This window comes from Winogradskyella sp. 3972H.M.0a.05, from assembly GCF_040493455.1.
Lineage (GTDB): Bacteria > Bacteroidota > Bacteroidia > Flavobacteriales > Flavobacteriaceae > Microcosmobacter.
In genome coordinates this window covers 1-22126 of the sequence record NZ_JANFDA010000006.1, presented here as the reverse complement: position 1 = coordinate 22126, position 22126 = coordinate 1, and the positions used below count along the sequence as shown (strand labels likewise).

Genomic DNA, 22126 nt, shown 5'->3' with positions numbered 1-22126 from the left:
CTTTAACTCTAATAATACATAGTTATATGAGGTGAAACTATATTCTAGAATAAAGTTTTATTAACTTAGCCTAGGTTTTGCGAATAATTAGTAAGGCCATGAGATTAGCTATGCTCAAGGAACTCGTCTGTACTTTTTTTATCATTATTAGTCTTTCTCTTTTTGCACAGAAAGATTCAACAAGCCATAGACTTTACGGTGTGCCTTACATGACGCATTACGAGCCTTCAGATTATAACGCGCATAGGCAAAACTGGGCCATAATTCAAGATGAAAAAGGGATTATCTATGTAGGCAATAGTAGTGGCCTGTTGACATTTGATGGTATCACATGGAGGCTATACGAAACACCAAATAAAACTACTGTACGTTCTTTGGGGAAAGATCCTAACGGTAGAATTTACTACGGAGCTCAAGGCGATTTTGGATACTTGGACAACGACCATACCGGAGAATTGAAATTCATGTCACTAACGAATAGCCTTCCAAAACTCTCCAATGAATTAAAAGATATTTGGAGTATTCATTATTTTGAAGGTCGGGTTTATGTTCAGTCCTTAGGTCATATTTTAAGCTTCAACCCCGATGAGATTGAAGGTGATAGTGTAGCCACTACATTAAATTATGAATCCATAGATACAAAGGAAGAAGTCAATGGTGTATCAATTATTGATAATGACTTGTACTTTTGGGTTTATCGGAAAGGTATAATGACTTTTGAAAATGATGAAGCCAAACCCATCTATGGAGGGAAAGGCATACTTCAAAAAGAAGTTTTAAGAGTTCTTCCTTTTCAAAACAGTGACGAACTGTTCATATGTACCTTATCAAATGGCTTCTTTGCTTATGATGGAACTGCGGTAAGAAGACATATCGTAAGCGAGAAACTGGAAAACCTTTTAGCAACTAATCGAATATACGATATACAAAGATTATCTGATGGTACCTTGGCATTATCTACCAATAAAGCAGGATTATTGATTATTAATGAACAAGGTCAAATTCTACAAGAAATTAATAAGTCTTTAGGATTGTTGAGCAACAATATTTTGGGCTCTTACATCGATTCTCAAGGAGGATTATGGCTAGCAACTTCCCAAGGGGTTTCAAGAATAGAAACGCCTAGTCCATTACAATGTTTTGGAGTAGAATCTCAATTAGAAGGTAGAGTGAAAGACTTTAAGGTGCACAAAGGGGAATTATACATAGCTTCAAATTTAGGTGTTTACAAGATGGCTTCAGATAGTGTCTCAACCCGTTTCCAAAAAGTATCTGATATAACAGACAATGTTTTTTCATTAGAATCAAATGGAGATAAACTTATGGCTGCATTCCCCTATCTAGGGACTTTTGAATTTGAAAATAATGAAGCTTTGAAAATTATAGATAAGGAGGTTCCTGTAAAGGTGAAAGCATCTCGGTTTGACCCTAATATTGTTTTCATCGGAAGTGGAGGCAATAGCTATGGATTTGCCATATTGCGTAAAGTAGAAAACAAATGGGAGCCAATATATGTTTATCCTAAAGTTAAAGAACAAATTAGAGAAATTGAAGAAGAAGCTCCAGGTGTCGTTTGGTTAGGAACCCGTAATAATGGTTACTTACGCTTAGAAATACCAGATTTAAAATCAGGATCTTTAGATCAAGGACAGATTAATAGTCAAGATACTTTACAAATAATTCAACAGCGCTACACTAAACAAGATACTACTACCGTATTTCGCTCCAGATTATATTATATCAATAATAAAGTAGAGTTTGCCACAAGTGTGGGATTGCGAAAAATTGATAGCATCACTGGACAATTGGTATTGGACGATAGACTTCATCCTAGATTAGCTGATACAACTGTAACAGTTAATATTATCAGAGAAGCTATTGATAAATCCTTATGGATATATACTAATGCTACAGAAAATAGCATAGTTAAACTAGTCCCCGAAAACGATCAATATACATGGCAAGAGGTGCCAGAATTGAATAGAACTATCGGTACTACCTTTATTAGCTTATTCTCTGACCCACATAACACTGATCGATTATACTTAGGCAAGCTCGATGGCTTAATAACATATAATTCTAAGATTAAACGCCCTTACGGTGCTAAATACCATGCTTTAATAAGGCAAGTATTGATAGAAGAAGATTCGTTGGTGTATAGTGGCAATTGGTTAGACGATCAAAAAATACGACAGCCCGATACGTATAATTATTCTCGAAAAGCCATCTCATTTTCTTACGCGTCTACGAGCTATGATATGCCAGAAAAAACACAATACCAATATGCTTTAGAAGGCTATGACGATAATTGGTCCGATTGGTCTGTGAAGAACAAGAAAGAATACACAAACCTACCAGGAGGAGATTATACTTTCAAGGTAAGAGCTAAAAATATATACGGTATTGAAAGCGAAATAGGAGAATTCGCCTTTTCAATAAAACCTCCATGGTACCTCAGTTTTGTTGCTTATATGATGTATTCCATATCTGTAGTTGCAGGCTTTTTGTTGATTTTATTATATAGAGAAAATATAATGCGCAAAAGGCAACGTATAGAATTGACAAAAATGGAAAACAAACTCCTTAAAACGGAAATTGAATATAAGAAAAAAGATTTATCAGACTTTGCCATTAATATATCTCAGAATCAGCAATGGAATAATTATTTACTATCCAAAATGGAAGAGATTAAGGAGGCTAAAGGCAGAAAAAAAGGAGCTGCTTTAGTCGATCTGGAAAGAGAAATCAAAGAAAAGAACAATGTTATGGCTAGTAACATTAACTTTCAAAAACGCATTGATGTGCTAAGTAATGAGTTTTATAATTCGCTATTGCAACGCTATCCAGATCTTTCAAAAACCGAACTAAAGTTATGTTCATTAATACGCCTTAGTTTAGATAATCATGACATTGCAACACTTCAAAATGTAGACATTTCTTCTGTCTACACAAGCCGATATCGCCTTAGAAAGAAGCTCAATATGACTTCAGATACAGATCTAGATGCGTTTTTAAAAGGTTTCTAAAATATTTTTTAAAATATTGATAAACAGATGTTTGCAAATATTAATATCTGTTTTGTTCATAATTTGTCTATAGCCAAAATTCTTCATTTTCATACATGCTAGTATACTTTTAATGAAGATTAAAATCGGAAGAGTTAATCATTTCGAATTCTTAAAACTAGAGCCTTTGAAAATTCTAAAAATTATAAAAAGAATACTGTTTGGGTCAAGTGACTTTAGTTCAGATCAAAAACAAATACAAGTTGAAAATAAGCGTCTTGAAAAAGAGCTCAAAAAGTTGGAAGAGTTAGAACAGCAACTATTAACCGAAAATAAAAACGTATAAAATGAAACGAGCAACCCCTTTACTCATTACATTACTATTGTGCTTCATAAATGTAAAAGCACAAAACGAAAATTTATTCATTACGACCTGGAAAACGGACAACCCAGGAGTAACAAATTCTACGAGCATTAGAATTCCCACTCATGGAGTTAGCAATTTCTATTTTGTAGATTGGACTTATGATGGTGTGACCTTTGACCCTGAATTAGAGCTTTATCAAGTTGGTTTTGCTGAACACGATTATGGCACTCCTGGTATTTATACAGTAGCTATAAGTGGTGTGATAGCAGATCTTGACTTTGGTGGTGATAATATCTCGTCTCCTACTGATAATAAAAAGATATTGACCATAGAGCAATGGGGTGATGGTCCATGGATATTTTTAGATGGTGCTTTCCAAGGTTGTTCTAACCTCAATATTACCAACCCCAATATCGATACACCAGACCTAAGCAATGTAACAAGCCTGCAGAATATGTTTAAAGGTGCTACCTCATTTACAGGTGATTATATTTCCAATTGGGATGTAAGTACGATTGATAGTATGGAAGGCATGTTTAATAATGCCACTTCATTTAATGGCGATATCAGTGGTTGGAATGTTTCAAATGTTACACGCATGCACAACATGTTTGAGAATGCTACTAGTTTTAATCAGGATATCAGTGGTTGGGATGTTTCAAATGTGATCACCATGCTACGTATGTTTTTTAATGCTTCTAGTTTTGATCAAGATCTTGGTGATTGGGACTTGTCTAGTGTAAACAATATGTTTGATATGTTTAATGGAGCTACATTATCCACGGTAAATTATGACAACACTTTAATAGGGTGGGCTAATGATAGTAGTGGTATAGATGACGATGGCATAGATGATATTCCTTCGAATATTAACTTTCATGGCGGAAACAGCTTATATTGTTTTGCCCAACCAGAGCATAACTTATTAACGGCACTTGTGGCCTATGACTGGACCATTACTGATGGGGGGTTTAATTGCACCGAATCAGCGTTTGTCACCACTTGGAAAACGGACAACCCTGGAACCTCAAGTTCTACGGAAATTACCATACCTACTACAGGTGGCGGCTATGATTATGATGTGGATTGGACCTACGATGGTGTCACCTTTAATGCCGAGGATTCTAATGTCACTGGCAGTATTACACACGATTATGGTGCTTCAGGCGAATACACAGTAGCGATTAGAGGTGACTTCCCACGTATATTTTTTAATAATGGAGGCGATAAAGATAAAATTCTCAGAATTGAACAATGGGGAAACACCCAGTGGATAAGCATGGCAAATGCGTTCAGAGGCTGTTCTAACCTTAATATTACAAACCCTGATATCGATGCACCAGATCTTTCCAATGTTACCGAGGCCTTTGATATGTTCCGTGATGCCACCTCGTTTACTGGAGATTATATTGCTAGTTGGGACACTAGTAATATTACCGACATGATTAACATGTTCAGAGGCGCATCATCATTTAACGGTGATATTGGTACATGGGACGTCAGTGCTGTAACGTCTATGGTCAATACATTTAATGGTGCCGCCTCGTTCAATAGAGATATTGGAACATGGAACGTGGGTAACGTACAAAGTATGATAGGGATGTTCTTAAATGCCATTAGTTTTGATCAGGAGCTTAGCAATTGGGATTTGTCGAGCATTATTGAGATGAATGGCATGTTTTCTGGAGCTACATTATCTACGGCAAATTATGACGACACCTTGATAGGTTGGGCAAAGGATAGTAGTGGTGTAGATAATGACGGTATAGATGACATTCCCTCAGGGATTACTTTTAATGGAGGTAATAGTAAGTATTGTTTTGCTCTAGAAGCTCATAATTTATTAACGGCAATTGTGGTTTATGACTGGGACATTACCGATGGCGGTTTGGATTGTGTAGATGAAGTATTTGTAACCACTTGGAAAACTGACAATCCAGGAACCTCAATCCTTACACAGATTACCATACCAACTACAGGTGGCGGGTATGACTACGATGTCGATTGGACCTACGACGGTATCACCTTTAATGCCGAGGATTTCAATGTTACAAGCAGTATTACCCACGATTATGGTACTCCAGGCGAATATACGGTAGCGATTAGAGGTGACTTCCCACGTATATTTTTTAACAATGGAGGCGATAAAGACAAGATCCTCAGAATTGAACAATGGGGAAGTGTACAATGGTCTAGTATGGCAAATGCATTTAGAGGTTGTTCTAACCTCAACATCACAAACCCTGATATCGATGCACCAGATCTTTCCAATGTTACCGAGGCCTTTGATATGTTCCGTGATGCAACGTCATTTACGGGGGATTACATGTCCAATTGGGACGTCAGTAATATCACCGATATGATTAACATGTTCAGAGGTGCTTCATCCTTTAACGGTGATATTGGAGCATGGGATGTCAGTGCTGTAACTTCTACGGTAGGCACCTTTAGAGATGCATCATCGTTCAATAGAGATATTGGTTCGTGGGATGTGAGTAACATAGAAAGTATGATAGGGATGTTCTTAAATGCCACCAGTTTTGATCAAGAACTCAGTAATTGGGACCTATCGAGCATTCTTGATATGAATGGCATGTTTAATGGAGCTACATTATCCACGGCAAATTATGACGACACCTTGATAGGTTGGGCAACAGATAGCAGTGGTGTAGATGGGGATATGGTTGATGATATTCCATCAGGATTCAGCTTTAATGGCGGAAATAGTAAGTATTGTGTTGGTGAAACAGCAAGAGGAAATCTGGAAACCACGTATTCCTGGGACATTACCGATGGTGGGCAAGATTGTATTAATGAGGTGTTTGTGACCACATGGAAAACGGATAACCCAGGATCGTCAGGCCCTACTGAGATTAGCATACCAATCATTCCTTTTGCTGATGGCTTATATAATTACGAAGTAGATTGGACCTATGACGGTGTCACCTTTAATGCAGAAGATTCCAATGTCACAGGCAGTATTACCCACGATTATGGTGAACCAGGGACTTATACGGTGGCTATAAGAGGTCTATTCCCGCATATATTCTTTGCAAATTCCGGTGACAAAGATAAAATTCTAACCATAGATCAATGGGGAACAAATCAATGGGCCAGTATGGTCAACGCGTTTAATGGCTGTTCCAATCTCAATATAATCAACCCGAATATTGATGCGCCAGATCTTTCTAATGTTACTGAAGCCTTTGATATGTTTCGTGATGCCACGTCTTTTACAGGGGATTATATTGCTAATTGGGACACCAGTACTATCACTGACATGGATAGTATGTTTAGAGGTGCTTCACTATTTAATGGCGATATTAGTGGATGGAATACCAGTTCTGTAACGTCTATGGTCACTACATTTAGTGGTGCCACTAGTTTTAACCAAGATATAAGTGGTTGGGATGTATCCAATGTCACCATTATGTTCGGTATGTTTGATAATGCTACTAGCTTTGATCAAAACCTCGGTGATTGGGATATAAGTAGTGTTGTAAACATGGAGAATATGTTTGATGGTGTAACGCTTTCTACCGCAAACTATGATGCCACTTTAATGGGGTGGGCTGCTGATAGCAGTGGTTTGGGTAACGATGGTATTGATGACATTCCTTCGGGCATTACCTTTCATGGTGGTAGCAGTAAATACTGCCTTGGTGAAGCAGCCTGGACAAGTCTAGACACCACACATTCCTGGACGATTACAGATGGCGGACTGGATTGTAGGAGTGAAGTATTTGTTACCTCGTGGAAAACGGATAATCCCGGAGTTTCAGGTAATACAGAAATTACCATCCCAACCACAGGAACAGGATATAACTATGACGTAGATTGGACCTATGACGGTGTTACCTTTAATGCCGAAAGCACTAATGTAACTGGTGATGTTACGCATAATTATGGAGCTATAGGCGAATATACGGTAGCCATTAGAGGTAACTTTCCTCAAATTTATTTTAACGGCGCAGGTGATAAAGATAAAATTCTCACAATTGAGCAATGGGGAAGCATCAAATGGATGAGTATGGCTAATGCATTTAAAGGGTGTAGTAATCTTGATATTACCAATCCGAATATCGATGCCCCAGATCTAAGTAATGTTACATTGGCATTTGACATGTTTGAAGATGCAACATCTTTTACAGGGAATTACATTTCAAACTGGGACACCAGTAATATAACCTCCATGAATGATATGTTCTATCGGGCCTCAGCATTTAATGGAGATATTACTGCATGGGATGTATCTAATGTAACAGCTATGTTGCGCATGCTTAATAGAACTAGTTTTAACCGAAATCTAGGTGATTGGGATATCTCAAATGTATTTTCTATGGGTGGTATGTTGACTCTTGCGACATTATCCACAGCCAATTATGATGCCACTTTAATAGGCTGGGCTACAGATAGCAGTGGTGTTGCTGATGATGGCATAGATGATGTGCCTTCAGGTGTTGATTTTAATGGCGGTTTCAGTAATTATTGTAACGGCGAAGCTGCCTGGATAAGTCTGGATACAACATATAATTGGACCATCCTCGATGGTGGTTTGGATTGTACAGATGTGGTATTTGTAACTATCTGGCAAACGAATAATCCAGGAGCTTCAAGCGATACAGAAATTACCATCCCTACTTTTCCTGGAGGCACCTATAATTACGAAGTCGATTGGACCTATGATGGTATTACGTTTAATGCTGAAAGTACCAATGTTACAGGCAATATAACGCACGATTATGGAGCTATAGGCGAATATACGGTAGCCATAAGGGGGCAGTTCCCACAAATATTCTTTGCTGTTTCTGGAGATAACAATAAGATTCTTACCATAGAACAATGGGGGAGCAACCCATGGACGAGTATGGATTTGGCATTTGTGGATTGTAGTAATCTCAACATTATAAATCCTGATATAGATACACCAGATTTAAGCAATGTGACAAACATGGCTAGTATGTTTAGAAATGCTACTTCCTTTAATGGAAATATTAACTCTTGGGATGTTGGAAACATAACAAACATGTATGAGCTATTTAGAGGTGCTACAAGTTTTACTCAGGATCTTAACGGCTGGGACGTATCCAACGTAAGCACTATGCAACTAATGTTTGAGGGGGCATCCGCATTTAATGGCGATATCAGTTCATGGAATGTAAGTGGCGTAGAAAATATGAACAATATGTTTCGCAATGCCTCAAGTTTTGACCAAGACCTTGGCAACTGGGACTTGTCCAGTATAAATTCTATTAATAATATGTTTTTTAATGCCACGCTATCCACGGCAAATTACGATGCCACCTTAATTGGTTGGGCTACAGATAGTAGTGGTATAGCTAACGATGGCATTGATGATATCCCAACTGGTGAGGCATTTAGCGGTGGAAACAGTACGTATTGTAATGGGGAAGCAGCACGAATAAGTCTAGATACGACATATGGTTGGACGATTACCGATGGTGGTTTGGATTGTAATTTTATACAGATTAGTCCGCAGGTTTACCTTCAAGGCGCAAGTCTTAATCCAAATCTTGGAGAGGAAAGCTTAATGCGTGATGATCTAAGGCTGTCTGGTTATGTCCCAACAACTAGCCCATATGGAGATGGACTAACCATGAACGGATCAGTGCTCACGACCACAGGACCAGATGCGATAGTTGACTGGGTCTGGCTTGAGCTGAGGGACGGAAGTTCCAATACGACCATCATCGACAGCAGGTCGGCGCTCTTGCAGCGCGATGGAGACGTGGTGGATGTTGACGGGTCCTCTCCAGTGGAGTTCGTCCAATCCCCAAGCAGTTATTATATAGCCATCAAGCACCGCAACCACTTGGGTATTATGAGCGCCTCAGTGGTAGCACTAAACGCAACAGCCACAACGGTCGACTTCACCGATGGCAGTGTTGCCACTTTTGGCACCAATGCCCAGACGAGTTTTGGCATGCCATCGGGAGTGCAAGGAATGTGGGCAGGTGATGCCAACGGGGATGGTAAGGTGAACATCATCGGTGCACCAAATGATGCCAATACGATCCGAGACGCAATCCTCAACGATCCGATCAACCAGATCATTCAGTTCTATGGCTTTACGGTATCGGGCTACACCAACGAGGACGTCAATCTCACGGGAGGAGCGAACATCATCGGTGCAGAGAATGATGCCAACGTACTTAGAGACAATGTGCTAAACCATCCTATCAACCTAATTTTACAATTCTACGGTTATAACATCCTAGAGCAGTTACCAGCAATGGTGCCTTCAGCGCGAATAGGCTTTGATACGGAAATGGATCAAAGAAACAACCAGATACTCAACAATGATTAAACCATATAACCCCTTTAACAAAAAAACAATGAAAACAATATTACAGACTTTATTGATGGCAATGACCCTATCACTAACAGCACAGAGCTACCAATTTGGTATCGTTAGTGATTACAATAACACGGCTAACCCTTATGAGTTCACCTTTGTGACCACACCAAATTTTGACAATTCTGACCCTAACATGGCAGACATGCAAATCACTCTAGCGATCACATCAGGGAATAGCATAGCAGCTGGCAGTTTTACTGAACTCTTTGGAACAGGTTGGCAAGTAAACACAGCCCTTACAGGAAGTGTATTGCAGGGCAACTTCGGGATAGGTGATGGAACCAAAGACCTATGGATATTCTCTCTTCCAGTGCCGAGTTCAGAATTGACTACACCTCATACTACAGGTGTTGGGATACCAGTACTATCCTTTATAGTAGATAACATGCCAACTAGTGGTGAGATAGAAATACTAGAGAATAACGATCCTATAGCATTGGCGTTGGCAGGATTTGGTTTTGTGGTAGACAATGTAATCAATGCTGATCTGAATGATGGCAATGGCACACAGGATTATTATGGTAAAACTGACACAGCGAACAATAATTTTATTTTCTCTTCACTTTCAATAGGTGAGGTGATAGATAATACTCTTGAGCTTAGCCTATATCCAAATCCGGCTAAGGATGTTGTAACGGTTAGAGGCGATATCAATAGATTAGAAAGTGTAGAGATTTATAGTTTAAGTGGACAGTTGATAAAGACCGTGACAAGAGACTTCAATGAGATTTCGATATCAGAGTTGGAGACATCGGTCTACATAATGCGATTGTATGGCGAGGATGCATCAATTCAAACGTTGAGATTAATTAAGCGATAATTGAAACCAAGATTACCCCGTTCAATTCAAATACTTATAACGAGCACATATGCTGTTGTACAGTTAAAGGGGTAACCAACAGCAATGTCAGCCTCCTTATTATAAAGATAAGGAGGTTTTATATATAGTTAGTTTGGTTAATCTAGATTTTTGATGTATCAAATATGTACTTATTTTATTTAAAGTCTTATTAAATAAATAGTCTTACTTTTTGTATTGGCAAATAGTTTGGAATAGTTGTTCTGTACCTGTATCATTTACTTCAAAATCCTAGTAAGTATAAATAGCTATTTCTTATATTTAAGAACAGATTCAAAGTGTGCTTCCCAACATGAAATATGGAATAGAATATTTTAAATATAACATATGCACAATTATATGTTTTCTTACCGTTGGTGTTGTGTCTGCCCAAAGTATTAGCACAAAAAAGTCTGATTATTTCCACATAACATTAGGCGAAAAAGACGGTTACAACATTGATCAGCTTAGTTCTATGGTCTTTGATGATGATGGTTGGCTGTGGTTATCTGGGGTTAGTACAGAATCACGCAACTATAAATTAGACAATAGAAATCTAATCATTCAAAGGTTCAATGGTGAAGCCTTTTACAATGTCGAGATACCTGATTTGGTTTTGGAGGGGACTACAGATTTGGTTCTACACAAAGCTTCAAACAATTCATTTTATGTAAAATTGGAGTCCCAAAGTACAGCTAAGCTATTCAAGTTAGACGCGGGAAGTTTACTTTTTTCTGAAATTAAGTTGCCCGATCTAGATAATAATTCAATATACGAAATCTGGAACATACAGGATAAATTCTTATTCATCCAACAAGACCCAAACGGTAATCTAATGTACTATTTAAACCAGGATGATACATTTACCCCTGTTGGTAAAATGAATACCAATGAATACATTAGTAAAGCGCGTATATTGGAGTTGGGAGAAGATCTTCTTATTTCCAAGTTTAATTTTAAACCAGAGTTGTTTACCAAAGTAGATGGTAGGTTGCAAAGCAAAACACTAGATTCCAACTCTCCATTTTATAAGGACAATGCCATGCAAGGTCATTTTCATAAAGAATCTTCCGCTTATATGACTTTCCCAAATGACCCAATAATTTATAGGTATAATAATCAATCAGGAGAATTAGTTGATTCAAATCTGTTTAGTGGAGAAGATGTTTTTGTAGAGCAAACCATGTTTCAGGATAGAAAGGAAAATATTTTATTCAGACAATTTGATAATAAGCGTACACAACTTCAAATAATCTCAAGTTTAGAGGAAGGTTCTATTTGGTTGCATAGGTTTGATAATGACGTTATTAAAGGACACGTTTTTGCTTCAAGAGACCTCACTAAAGAAGTTGTGTTAGATAATCATAATGTTTTGGAAATATTCTGTTTTGATACGGACGATGTAGGAACCTTTCTTCACGATTTTAGTATTAGAAGTATGGTACAATTGGATAGTGATAAGGTCCTCGTAGCTACAGATTTTGACGGATGGTATATTCTTGATTTAAAAAAATTAAAAGTTAGTGAATATTCTCCTATAATAAACCAGCTTAAAATTTCACCACGGCAAAATCGCGATATATCTTTTGTTGATAATATACTTTGGAGCAATGACAAGGCTAACTTAATAATGGTGGATTATAAAACAGGTATAGCTCGAAAGTTTCGGACTAATGACAACCTGGCGGCCATGAATCAAAATGAAGAGAACATCGTTTATGCTGATGTAGGTGGTACATTACAAACATTCAATAAGGAAACGTATCAATTCAATACTTTAGTTGAAAATGATAGTCTTAAATACGAAAATTTAATTTTAAAGGAGAATTCTACATATGCAGCTACTAGTCAAGGTTTAAAGCATATTAAAAATCTTAGTACAGTACTATATCAGCCAACCCAAAATACAGCAGATAATTATTTGGTTTCCATGTTAGAATATGGAGACAATCAACTCTTATTAGGTTCAAGAAGTGGAAAGCTTTTCGCTTTTGATATTGTTACGCAATCTTTTCAAGAATTATACGAAGATGAATTCTCAGCCAGTATAGCCAGTATTTTGGTAGATGATAAAGAAAGAATCTGGTTGAATACATTTGCTGGAATCGTTGTCTTTTACCCAGATACCAAAAAGACCATTAGAATTGGTGTTAAAGATGGCTTAAGTCATTTTGAAGCCAATAGATTTAGCACACTTAAGCTAGAAAATGGTAATTTCTTAGTAGGAACCGTTAAAGGCTTAAATTATTTTCATCCAGATTCACTAATAACCTCGTTCAATAAGGACAAGTACAATCACCTATTACAAATGGTGAGAATTGAAAAATACGATACGGATGAAAATCAAGTAAAAACCATTGTAAATAGAACAGAATTAGACAGTATTAAAACCCTGACACTTCCTGCAAGAAGTAAAAACCTAGTTCTCGATTTTGGAGTTCTAAAACCAAGGTTAAATATTGACTACTTATACCGATACAGATTAGATAATGCGGACTGGATCGATATTGGTAATAAACATGAAATACGATTGTTAAACATGCAATCTGGTTCCTATAATTTGGAAATACAAGCTCTAAACAAAACAAGAAACAAGGTACTAGCCTCATTATCATATGGATTGGTTGTAAAACAGTTTTTTTACGAGTCTGTTTGGTTTTACATTGGTTTAGTAGTAATGATGTTGTTGGCTTTTCTTGTTTATACATTTAAGTGGAGAGAGGTAAATCTAGCCAATTATAAAAACCAATTACTGCAAACCGAAATTGAATACAAGAAGAAAGATCTCACTGATTTTGCTACTAACATTTCTAGGAATCAACAGTGGAATGATTATCTCATTTCCAAAATGATAGAAATTAAAGAAGCCAAAGGCCGAAAAAAAGGAGCTGCAATTGTTAATCTTGAAAAAGAGATTAAAGAGAAAAAGAATGTACTGGAAAGTAATTTCGAGTTTCAAAAGCGAATAGATGTATTGAATAATGAGTTTTACGATTCCTTACTAAAGCGTTACCCTGATCTATCAAAAACAGAGATCAAACTGTGCTCACTAATTCGATTGAATTTAGATAATTATGATATCGCAACACTTCAAAATGTAGACATTTCTTCAGTTTATAAAAGTCGATATCGCCTTCGAAAGAAGCTCAATATGGCTTCAGATACAGATTTAGATGCTTTCCTTAGAGCATTTTAAAGATTCTTAAAAATTTTTATAAAAACTTGATTATCAATAAATTAAAAGTTTATTGATGCCGTTTGTCCATAATTTGTCCACAATGAAAATTCTTCTTTTTCATGGAGTGGACTATACTTTTGGTTTCGATCAAGTAATAAACAACGATCATTTTAATTCTAAAAATTTTGAAGATCATAAAATTCATTAAGAGACTAGTTTTTAGTTCAAAAGAAAATCAAGTGTATGCTGAAAATAAGCGACTCGAGGAAGAACTAAAAAGACTGAAAGAATTAGAGCAAGAGATATTAATCAATAACAAAAACACATAAGATGAAAAAGACAATCCCTTTACTAATTGCATTATTAGTTTGTTTAACTCATTTGAATGCGCAAAACGAAAATTTATTTATCACCACCTGGAAAACAGATAATCCAGGAGGAACAACTTCAACTAGAATATTTATTCCTGCTAACGGAGACAACAATTTCTATTTTGTTGATTGGGATTATGACGGTGTAAATTTTAACCCTGACCCCTTGCCTTACACTTCCCCAACTTTCCATGACTATGGTGTGCCTGGAACCTATACAGTAGCCATAAACGCTTTATTCTTAGAATGGAATTTCTTTTTTTGGGGAGATCAGAACAAAATATTGACTATTGAACAATGGGGAACCGCCCCATGGGTAACCTTCGAGGATGCGTTTAAAGGTTGTAGTAATCTTAACATTACAAACCCTGGTATAGATGCGCCCAATTTAGCTATAGTCTCTAGCATGGAGGAGGCATTTGCTGGAGCTACATCATTTACTGGAGATTATATCTCCAATTGGGATGTGAGTTTTGTAACCAATATGAAAAACATGTTTAACGGTGCTACGTCGTTTACTGGAGATTATATATCTAATTGGAATGTGAGTGCTGTATCCAATATGATGAATATGTTTGGCAATGCTACTTCATTTAACGGCGATATTAGTGGCTGGAATGTTTCAGGTGCAACCACTATGGAAGGCATGTTTAGTGGTGCTACCAGTTTTAACCAAGACATAAGTGGCTGGAACGTTTCAAACGTTGCAAACATGTTTGGTATGTTTTTTAACGCCACCAGCTTTGATCAAAATCTTGGTAATTGGGATTTGTCTAATGTCACTAACATGGATCTGATGTTTGACGGAGCTTCATTATCAACAGCCAATTACGATGCTACTTTAATAAGCTGGGCTACAGATACCAGTGGTAGTGATGTTGATAACATAGACGATATTCCCACCAACATCATATTTCATGGCGGTAACAGTACATACTGTGCTGGAGAATCGTCACACATACTGTTAGACACAGATACACCAACCGGTTACGGTTGGACCTTTACAGATGGTGGGTTAGACTGTTCCGAAGTATTCATCACCACTTGGAAAACAGACAATCCCGGAACTTCTGCCAATAATGAAATTACCATACCAACCTTTGTTGGAGAAACGTACAATTATAACGTAGATTGGGGTGACACAACTTCGTCAACTGGTGTCACAGGAGATATTACCCATACCTACGCAGCTCCAGGGGAATACACGGTGACCATTACCGGTACGTTTCCAGGTGTTTTTTTTAACGGTGGCGGCGATAAAGATAAGATACTCACTATAGAACAATGGGGAAATGTCAAGTGGCCGAGTATGGCTAGTGTCTTTAGAGGCTGTAGTAATCTCAATATTACAAACCCGAGCATAGATAACCCTGATTTAAGTAATGTTACAGAAGCCTTCGATATGTTTCGCGATGCGACGTCTTTTACTGGAGACTACATCTCAAATTGGAATGTGAGCAGCATTACTAATATGGACAATATGTTTAGAGGGGCTACAGCATTTAATGGCGATATTGGTTCTTGGGATGTGAGTTCTGTAAACTCAATGATTGGTATGTTTAGAGATGCTTCCTCATTTAATCAAGACATAGGCTCTTGGGATGTAAGTGCTGCAACCAATATGCCTTTTATGTTCTTAAACGCTAGTAGTTTTGATCAGAATCTTGGTCCTTGGGATTTGACTAATGTCACCACTCTTAATGGCATGTTTTCTGGTGCTTCGTTGTCTATAGCAAACTATGACGCCATATTAATAGGATGGGCTACAGATAGCAGTGGTCTTGACGGCGACATGATTGATGATATTCCAACTGGCATTCCATTTAATGCTGGTAGCAGTGTTTACTGTAATGGTGAAAATGCACGAGACATATTAACTGCAGCCGGACCTTCGGGTTACGATTGGGTCATTACTGATGATGGCTTAAGTGTAGATTGTTCAGGAACCGAATTTATTACCACCTGGCAGGTCGAAGCGGGAGGGTCAATTACCATACCAACAGCGGCAGCATTGGGCGAAACCTATAGTTATAATGTAGATTGGGGCGATACAACATCAAATTCTGGTCTAACGGGCGACATGACGCATGTGTATACTGATGCAGGCATCTACACGGTGACCATTACAGGTCTATTTCCACGTATTTATTTTAACAACTCAGGAGATAAGGATAAAATCTTGACCATAGAACAATGGGGAACTAATCCTTGGACAGACATATCAAAAGCATTTTTTGGTTGTAGCAATCTCAATATAACAAACCCAGGCATAGATGCTCCCGATTTAAGTAATGTTACTGACGCCTTTGACGTGTTTCGTGAAGCAACATCCTTTACCGGTGATTATATCTCACACTGGGATGTGAGCAATTTAATCAGGGTGAACAATATGTTCAGGGATGCTTCATCCTTTAACGGAGATATTGGGTCTTGGGATGTAAGTGCTGTGACAACAATGTTTTCATTGTTTGCAGGTGCTACTAATTTTAACCAAGATATTGGCTCTTGGGATGTATCCAATGTGACCAATATGACCAGTTTGTTTACAGATTCAAGTTTCAATCAGGATATTGGCTCTTGGGATGTTGGCTCAGTTACAAGCATGAGGTTTATGTTGAGAGGCACAAACTTTAATTATGACATTGGTAACTGGGATATCTCAAACGTCTTCGATATGACTGGGATGTTTCAAAATAACCCAAGTTTTGACCAGGATATTGGTAATTGGGATGTCTCCAATGTAGGTGATATGTTGTTGATGTTTTCTAATGCAACCAGCTTTGATCAAAATTTGGGCAACTGGGACATAACAAACATATCAGGTATGGGAAGCATGTTTATAGGTGCCGGATTGTCAACCTTTAATTATGATGCCACTTTAATAGGATGGGCAACTGATGACAGTGGTGTTGCAGGTGATGGTATTGATGATATCCCATTTAATGTGGTATTTGATGCGGGTGACAGTAATTTTTGCGATAGTGAAGCGAAGCGCACCTTATTAATGGCGTCAGTACCTACAGGATATAACTGGACTATTACAGATGACGGACTGGATTGTTCGGGTCTCTTTTTCATCACCACCTGGAAAACAAATAACCCTGGAGGTTCAGGGCCTACCGAAATTACCATCCCAACCACTGGAGGAGGCTACAATTACGAAGTAGATTGGACCTATGACGGTGTAACCTTTAATGCAGAAGACACCAATGTTAATAGTAATATAACGCATGATTATGGCGCTTCAGGTACGTATACGGTTGCTATTAAAGGAGACTTCCCGCGTATTTTCTTTAATAATGGTGGTGATAAGGATAAAATTCTCACCATAGAGCAATGGGGAGGCATTCAATGGACTAGTATGGCAGGTGCCTTTAGAGGATGCAGTAATCTTAACATCACAAATGCAAGTATAGATGAACCAGAATTGAAAAATGTGACTGATGCTTTTGATATGTTTCGTGAAGCCACATCATTTACTGGAGATTTTATTTCGCATTGGGATGTAAGTAAGGTCACTAACATGGACAATATGTTTTTTAATGCATCAGTATTTGATGGTGATATTGGATCATGGAATGTATCGAATGTAACCAGTATGTTTCGCATGTTTGGTGGTGCAACCAGCTTCAACCAGAATATCGGTTCATGGAATGTGTCTAAAGTCACCACTATGGCAAATATGTTCTCAGGTGCAGTTTCGTTTAATGGCGACATTAGCGGTTGGAATGTATCGAGCGTAGACAGTATGCTGAGTATGTTTTTGGGTGCGTCAACCTTTAATATAGATATTGGTTCGTGGGATGTTAGCTCAGTTGTAAATATGGCAAATATGCTCAATGGTGCTACCAGTTTTGATCATGCTCTCAGTAATTGGGATCTGACTAGCGTAACAAGTATGAATAATATGCTTTTAGGAGCTACACTATCATTGCCTAACTATGACGCGACATTAATAGGTTGGGCTACAGATAGTAGTGGATTGGATGCAGACGGTGTAGATGATATTCCATCTGATGTTTCCTTTAATGGTGGCTCAAGTACCTATTGCCATGGTGCTTATGCTTGGACAGTTCTAGATACGACACATAATTGGACCATTACAGATGGTGGTTTGGCCTGTAGTTCAAGTGACTATTTTGTAACCACATGGAAAACGGATAATCCGGGAACTTCAACTGATACACAAATTACCATTCCAACAACCGGAGGAGGCTACAACTATGAGGTGGATTGGACTTATGATGGGATAAGCTTTAATGCGGAGGATTCGAATGTCACTACTAATATCACCCATGATTATGGTGCTCAGGGCACTTATACAGTAGCTATTAGAGGTGCTTTCCCTCGTATTTATTTCAACAGTTCAGGAGATAAAGACAAAATCCTGACCATACAGCAATGGGGAACTATCCAATGGACAAGTATGGCAAACGCTTTTTACGGTTGTAGCAATCTTAATATTACAAATGCAAGTATAGATGCGCCTGATTTGAGTGGTGTGACCGAAACCTTTAATATGTTTAGAAATGCTACAGCATTCACAGGAGACTATATTTCTCACTGGGACATGAGTACTATTACTAGCATGGGCTTTATGTTTAGAGTTGCTACATCATTCAATGGCGATATAGAGTCATGGAATGTATCCAATGTAACCAATATGCAGAGTGCTTTTAGAACGGCTACATCATTTAACAGAAACATTAGTTCATGGGATGTTAGTGCTGTTACAAACATGAAAGATTTGTTTTTCCAAGCTTTTAGCTTTGATCATAATCTTGGCGGTTGGGACTTGACCAGCGTGACCGATATGAGTCAAATGTTTTTGAATACGGGATTGTCCGTATCTAATTATGACGCAACTTTAATAGGTTGGGCTACTGATAGTAGTGGCTTGGACGGGGATGGCATTGATGATATTCCTAATGGTATTACTTTTGATGGAGGTAATAGCATCTATTGCATTGCAGAACCACAATGGATAAGTTTAGATACAACGTACAACTGGACCATCACCGATGGTGGTTTGAACTGCTCTGACGCTTTTATTACCACTTGGAATACGGAAAACCCTGGAATTTCAAATGATAATGAAATTACCATCCCAACCTTTGGAGGGGAGACTTATAATTACAGCGTAGATTGGGGCGATGGAAACATTGACACTGGAGTTATTGGAGATATTACGCATACCTATGCCAGTGCGGGCGAGTACACTGTAACCATAACCGGAACATTCCCGCGTATTTACTTTAATGGTACAGGAGATAGAGAAAAGATTCTAACCATTGAGCAATGGGGAGCAATACAATGGACTAGTATGGCTAGTGCATTTAGAGGATGTACAAACCTAAACATCACAAACCCGAGTATCGATGCGCCAGATTTAGGTAACGTTACATTAGCATTTGATATGTTCCGCGATGCCACCTCGTTTACTGGAGATTATATGTCTAGCTGGGACACCAGTAATATTATCAACATGGATTATATGTTTAGAAATACCCCTGTATTCAATGGTGACATTAGCTTATGGGATGTCAGTGCTGTAACCAGTATGTTAGGCATGTTTCGTGAGGCATCAATGTTTGATGTCGATATTTCAGGTTGGGATGTAAGTGCTGTAACAATAATGAGGCAGATGTTTGATAGAGCTTCATCGTTTAATAGGGATATTGGCACTTGGGATGTATCTAATGTAGCCAATATGAGAAGTATGTTCGTTAATGCTTTTGACTTTGACCAAAATATCGGCAATTGGGATATTAGCTCTGTAAGTGATATGGGAAACATGTTTAGTGGTGCTAATTTATCAACTCCTAACTATGATGCCACATTAATAGGTTGGGCTACCGATAGTAGTGGATTAGATGGAGATGGTATTGATGACATTCCTACAGGCATTACCTTTAATGGCGGCGGTAGTACTTATTGTAATGGAGAAGTCGCATGGATAAGTTTGGATACAACATATTCATGGAGCATTAGCGACGGCGGTTTAGACTGCTCTAAGGCCTTTGTAACCACTTGGAAAACAGATAACCCTGGAGTTTCAAATGCTAATGAAATTACCATCCCTACTTTTGGTGGAGAGACCTATAATTACACTATAAATTGGGGAGATGGAAGCTTTGACACAGGAGTTACAGAAGATATTACACATACCTATGCTAGTACAGGCGAGTACACTGTAACCATCACAGGTATATTCCCGCGTATTTATTTTAATGGTTCGGGAGATAGGGAAAAGATTCTGACCATTGTAAATTGGGGCACGAATCCATGGACAAGTATGGCCAGCGCGTTTCAAGGTTGTAGTAATCTGGACATCACAAATCCAACTATAGATACACCTGATCTTAGCAATGTAACCGACCTGGAGTACATGTTTTATCAAGCATCGGCATTCAACGGAGACCTAAGTGATTGGGATGTATCCAATGTTACTAATATGTTTGGGATGTTTAGGGAAGCATCATCATTTGATAGTGATATCTCCGAATGGGATGTATCCAATGTAAACACAACAATTGACATGTTTAATAATGCTATAAGCTTTAACCAAGATGTTAGTGATTGGGTTGTCTCTAATGTAGGTAATATGGCTAGCATGTTTAAAGGTGCAACTGCCTTTAACCATGACATTGGAAATTGGGATACATCAAATGTATTTGTGATGTCCAGTATGTTTGAGGGTGCTACAAGTTTTAATCAGGATATCAGCAATTGGAATGTCTCTAATGTTGCTTCTATGCTTGACATGTTTAATGGTGCCACTAGTTTTGATCAAGATTTAAGTGATTGGGATTTAAGCAGTGTTGGGACAATGGGAGGCATGTTCACTGGCGTCACGCTTTCGACAACTAATTATGATGCCATGTTAATAGCTTGGGCTACAGATAGCAGTGGTTTGGATGGAGACGGTATTGATGATATCCCTACTGGTATTCCCTTTGATGGTGGTAATAGTACATTCTGCAATGCAGAATTGGCGTGGACAAATTTGGATACCTCATATTCTTGGGATATCACAGATGGTGGTCTGGATTGTACAGATCTAGTATTCGTTACGACTTGGAATACGGTTAACCCGGGAACATCAGGATCTACCGAAATTACCATTCCAACCACAGGAACTGGATACAACTATGAGGTTGATTGGACCTACGACGGCGTTACCTTTAATGCGGAAAGCACCAATATAACTAGTGATGCTACCCACGATTATGGTTCTCCGGGAATCTATACAGTGGCTATTAAAGGAGATTTCCCACGAATTTTCTTTAACAATGGTGGAGATAAAGATAAAATCCTGAGAATTGAACAATGGGGAAGTATACAATGGACGAGCATGGCCAGTGCCTTTAGAGGTTGTACAAATCTTAACATTTCAAATGCCAGCATAGATGCACCTGATTTAAGTAATGTTATCGAGGCTTGGGATATGTTTAGAGGGGCTACAGCGTTCACTGGAGATTATATCTCTCATTGGGATGTCAGTGCTGTCACAGATATGGGCAACATGTTTAGAGCTGCACCACTATTTAATGGAGATATTGGTAACTGGGATGTTAGTGCTGTATTTTCCATGTTTGGGATGTTCAGAGATGCGGTATCATTTGATAGAGACATAAGCTCATGGGACGTCTCAAGAGTTACTAATATGAACGCTGTATTTTTTAGAGCCGATAGTTTTAACCAAGACATTAGTAGTTGGGATGTTTCAAAAGTTACAACTATGAGAAATATGTTTGCAGAAGCTGACAGTTTTGATCAAGATCTTGGGTCATGGGATATAGGCGCAGTATTTGATATGAGCGAGATGTTTAATTTAGTAAAATTATCAACCTCAAATTATGATGCCACATTGATGGGCTGGGCCACAGACATCAGTGGCATTGATGGAGATGGCATAGATGACGTACCTTCAAATATTGTATTTCATGGAGGTAATAGCAACTATTGTAATGCCGAACCACAATGGA

At 38.1% G+C, this 22126-nt stretch carries 6 protein-coding genes; all 6 read left to right on the top strand.

Going from position 1 to position 22126, the window contains the following annotated elements; genetic code table 11:
* Positions 1-98: 98 nt before the first annotated feature.
* Positions 99-3026: a triple tyrosine motif-containing protein gene (locus tag NCE97_RS12335; protein ID WP_353779577.1), complete on the top strand. Its 2928-nt coding sequence runs from the start codon at positions 99-101 to the stop codon at positions 3024-3026.
* Between the two features lie 112 nt (positions 3027-3138).
* Entirely contained in the window at positions 3139-3351 is a 213-nt protein-coding gene (locus tag NCE97_RS12330; protein ID WP_353779576.1) for a hypothetical protein, read from the top strand.
* Between the two features lies 1 nt (position 3352).
* Positions 3353-9700, top strand: a complete 6348-nt coding sequence (locus NCE97_RS12325) for a BspA family leucine-rich repeat surface protein (protein ID WP_353779575.1) — start codon at positions 3353-3355, stop codon at positions 9698-9700.
* A gap of 28 nt (positions 9701-9728) precedes the next feature.
* Positions 9729-10571: a T9SS type A sorting domain-containing protein gene (locus NCE97_RS12320; RefSeq protein ID WP_353779574.1), complete on the top strand. Its 843-nt coding sequence runs from the start codon at positions 9729-9731 to the stop codon at positions 10569-10571.
* Positions 10572-10902: 331 nt separating this feature from the next.
* Complete coding sequence (locus NCE97_RS12315) at positions 10903-13785, top strand: ligand-binding sensor domain-containing protein (RefSeq protein WP_353779573.1); 2883 nt, start codon at positions 10903-10905, stop codon at positions 13783-13785.
* A gap of 312 nt (positions 13786-14097) precedes the next feature.
* Positions 14098-22126 (top strand): BspA family leucine-rich repeat surface protein (locus tag NCE97_RS12310; RefSeq protein ID WP_353779572.1); only part of this gene is annotated, 8029 nt, incomplete at its 3' end.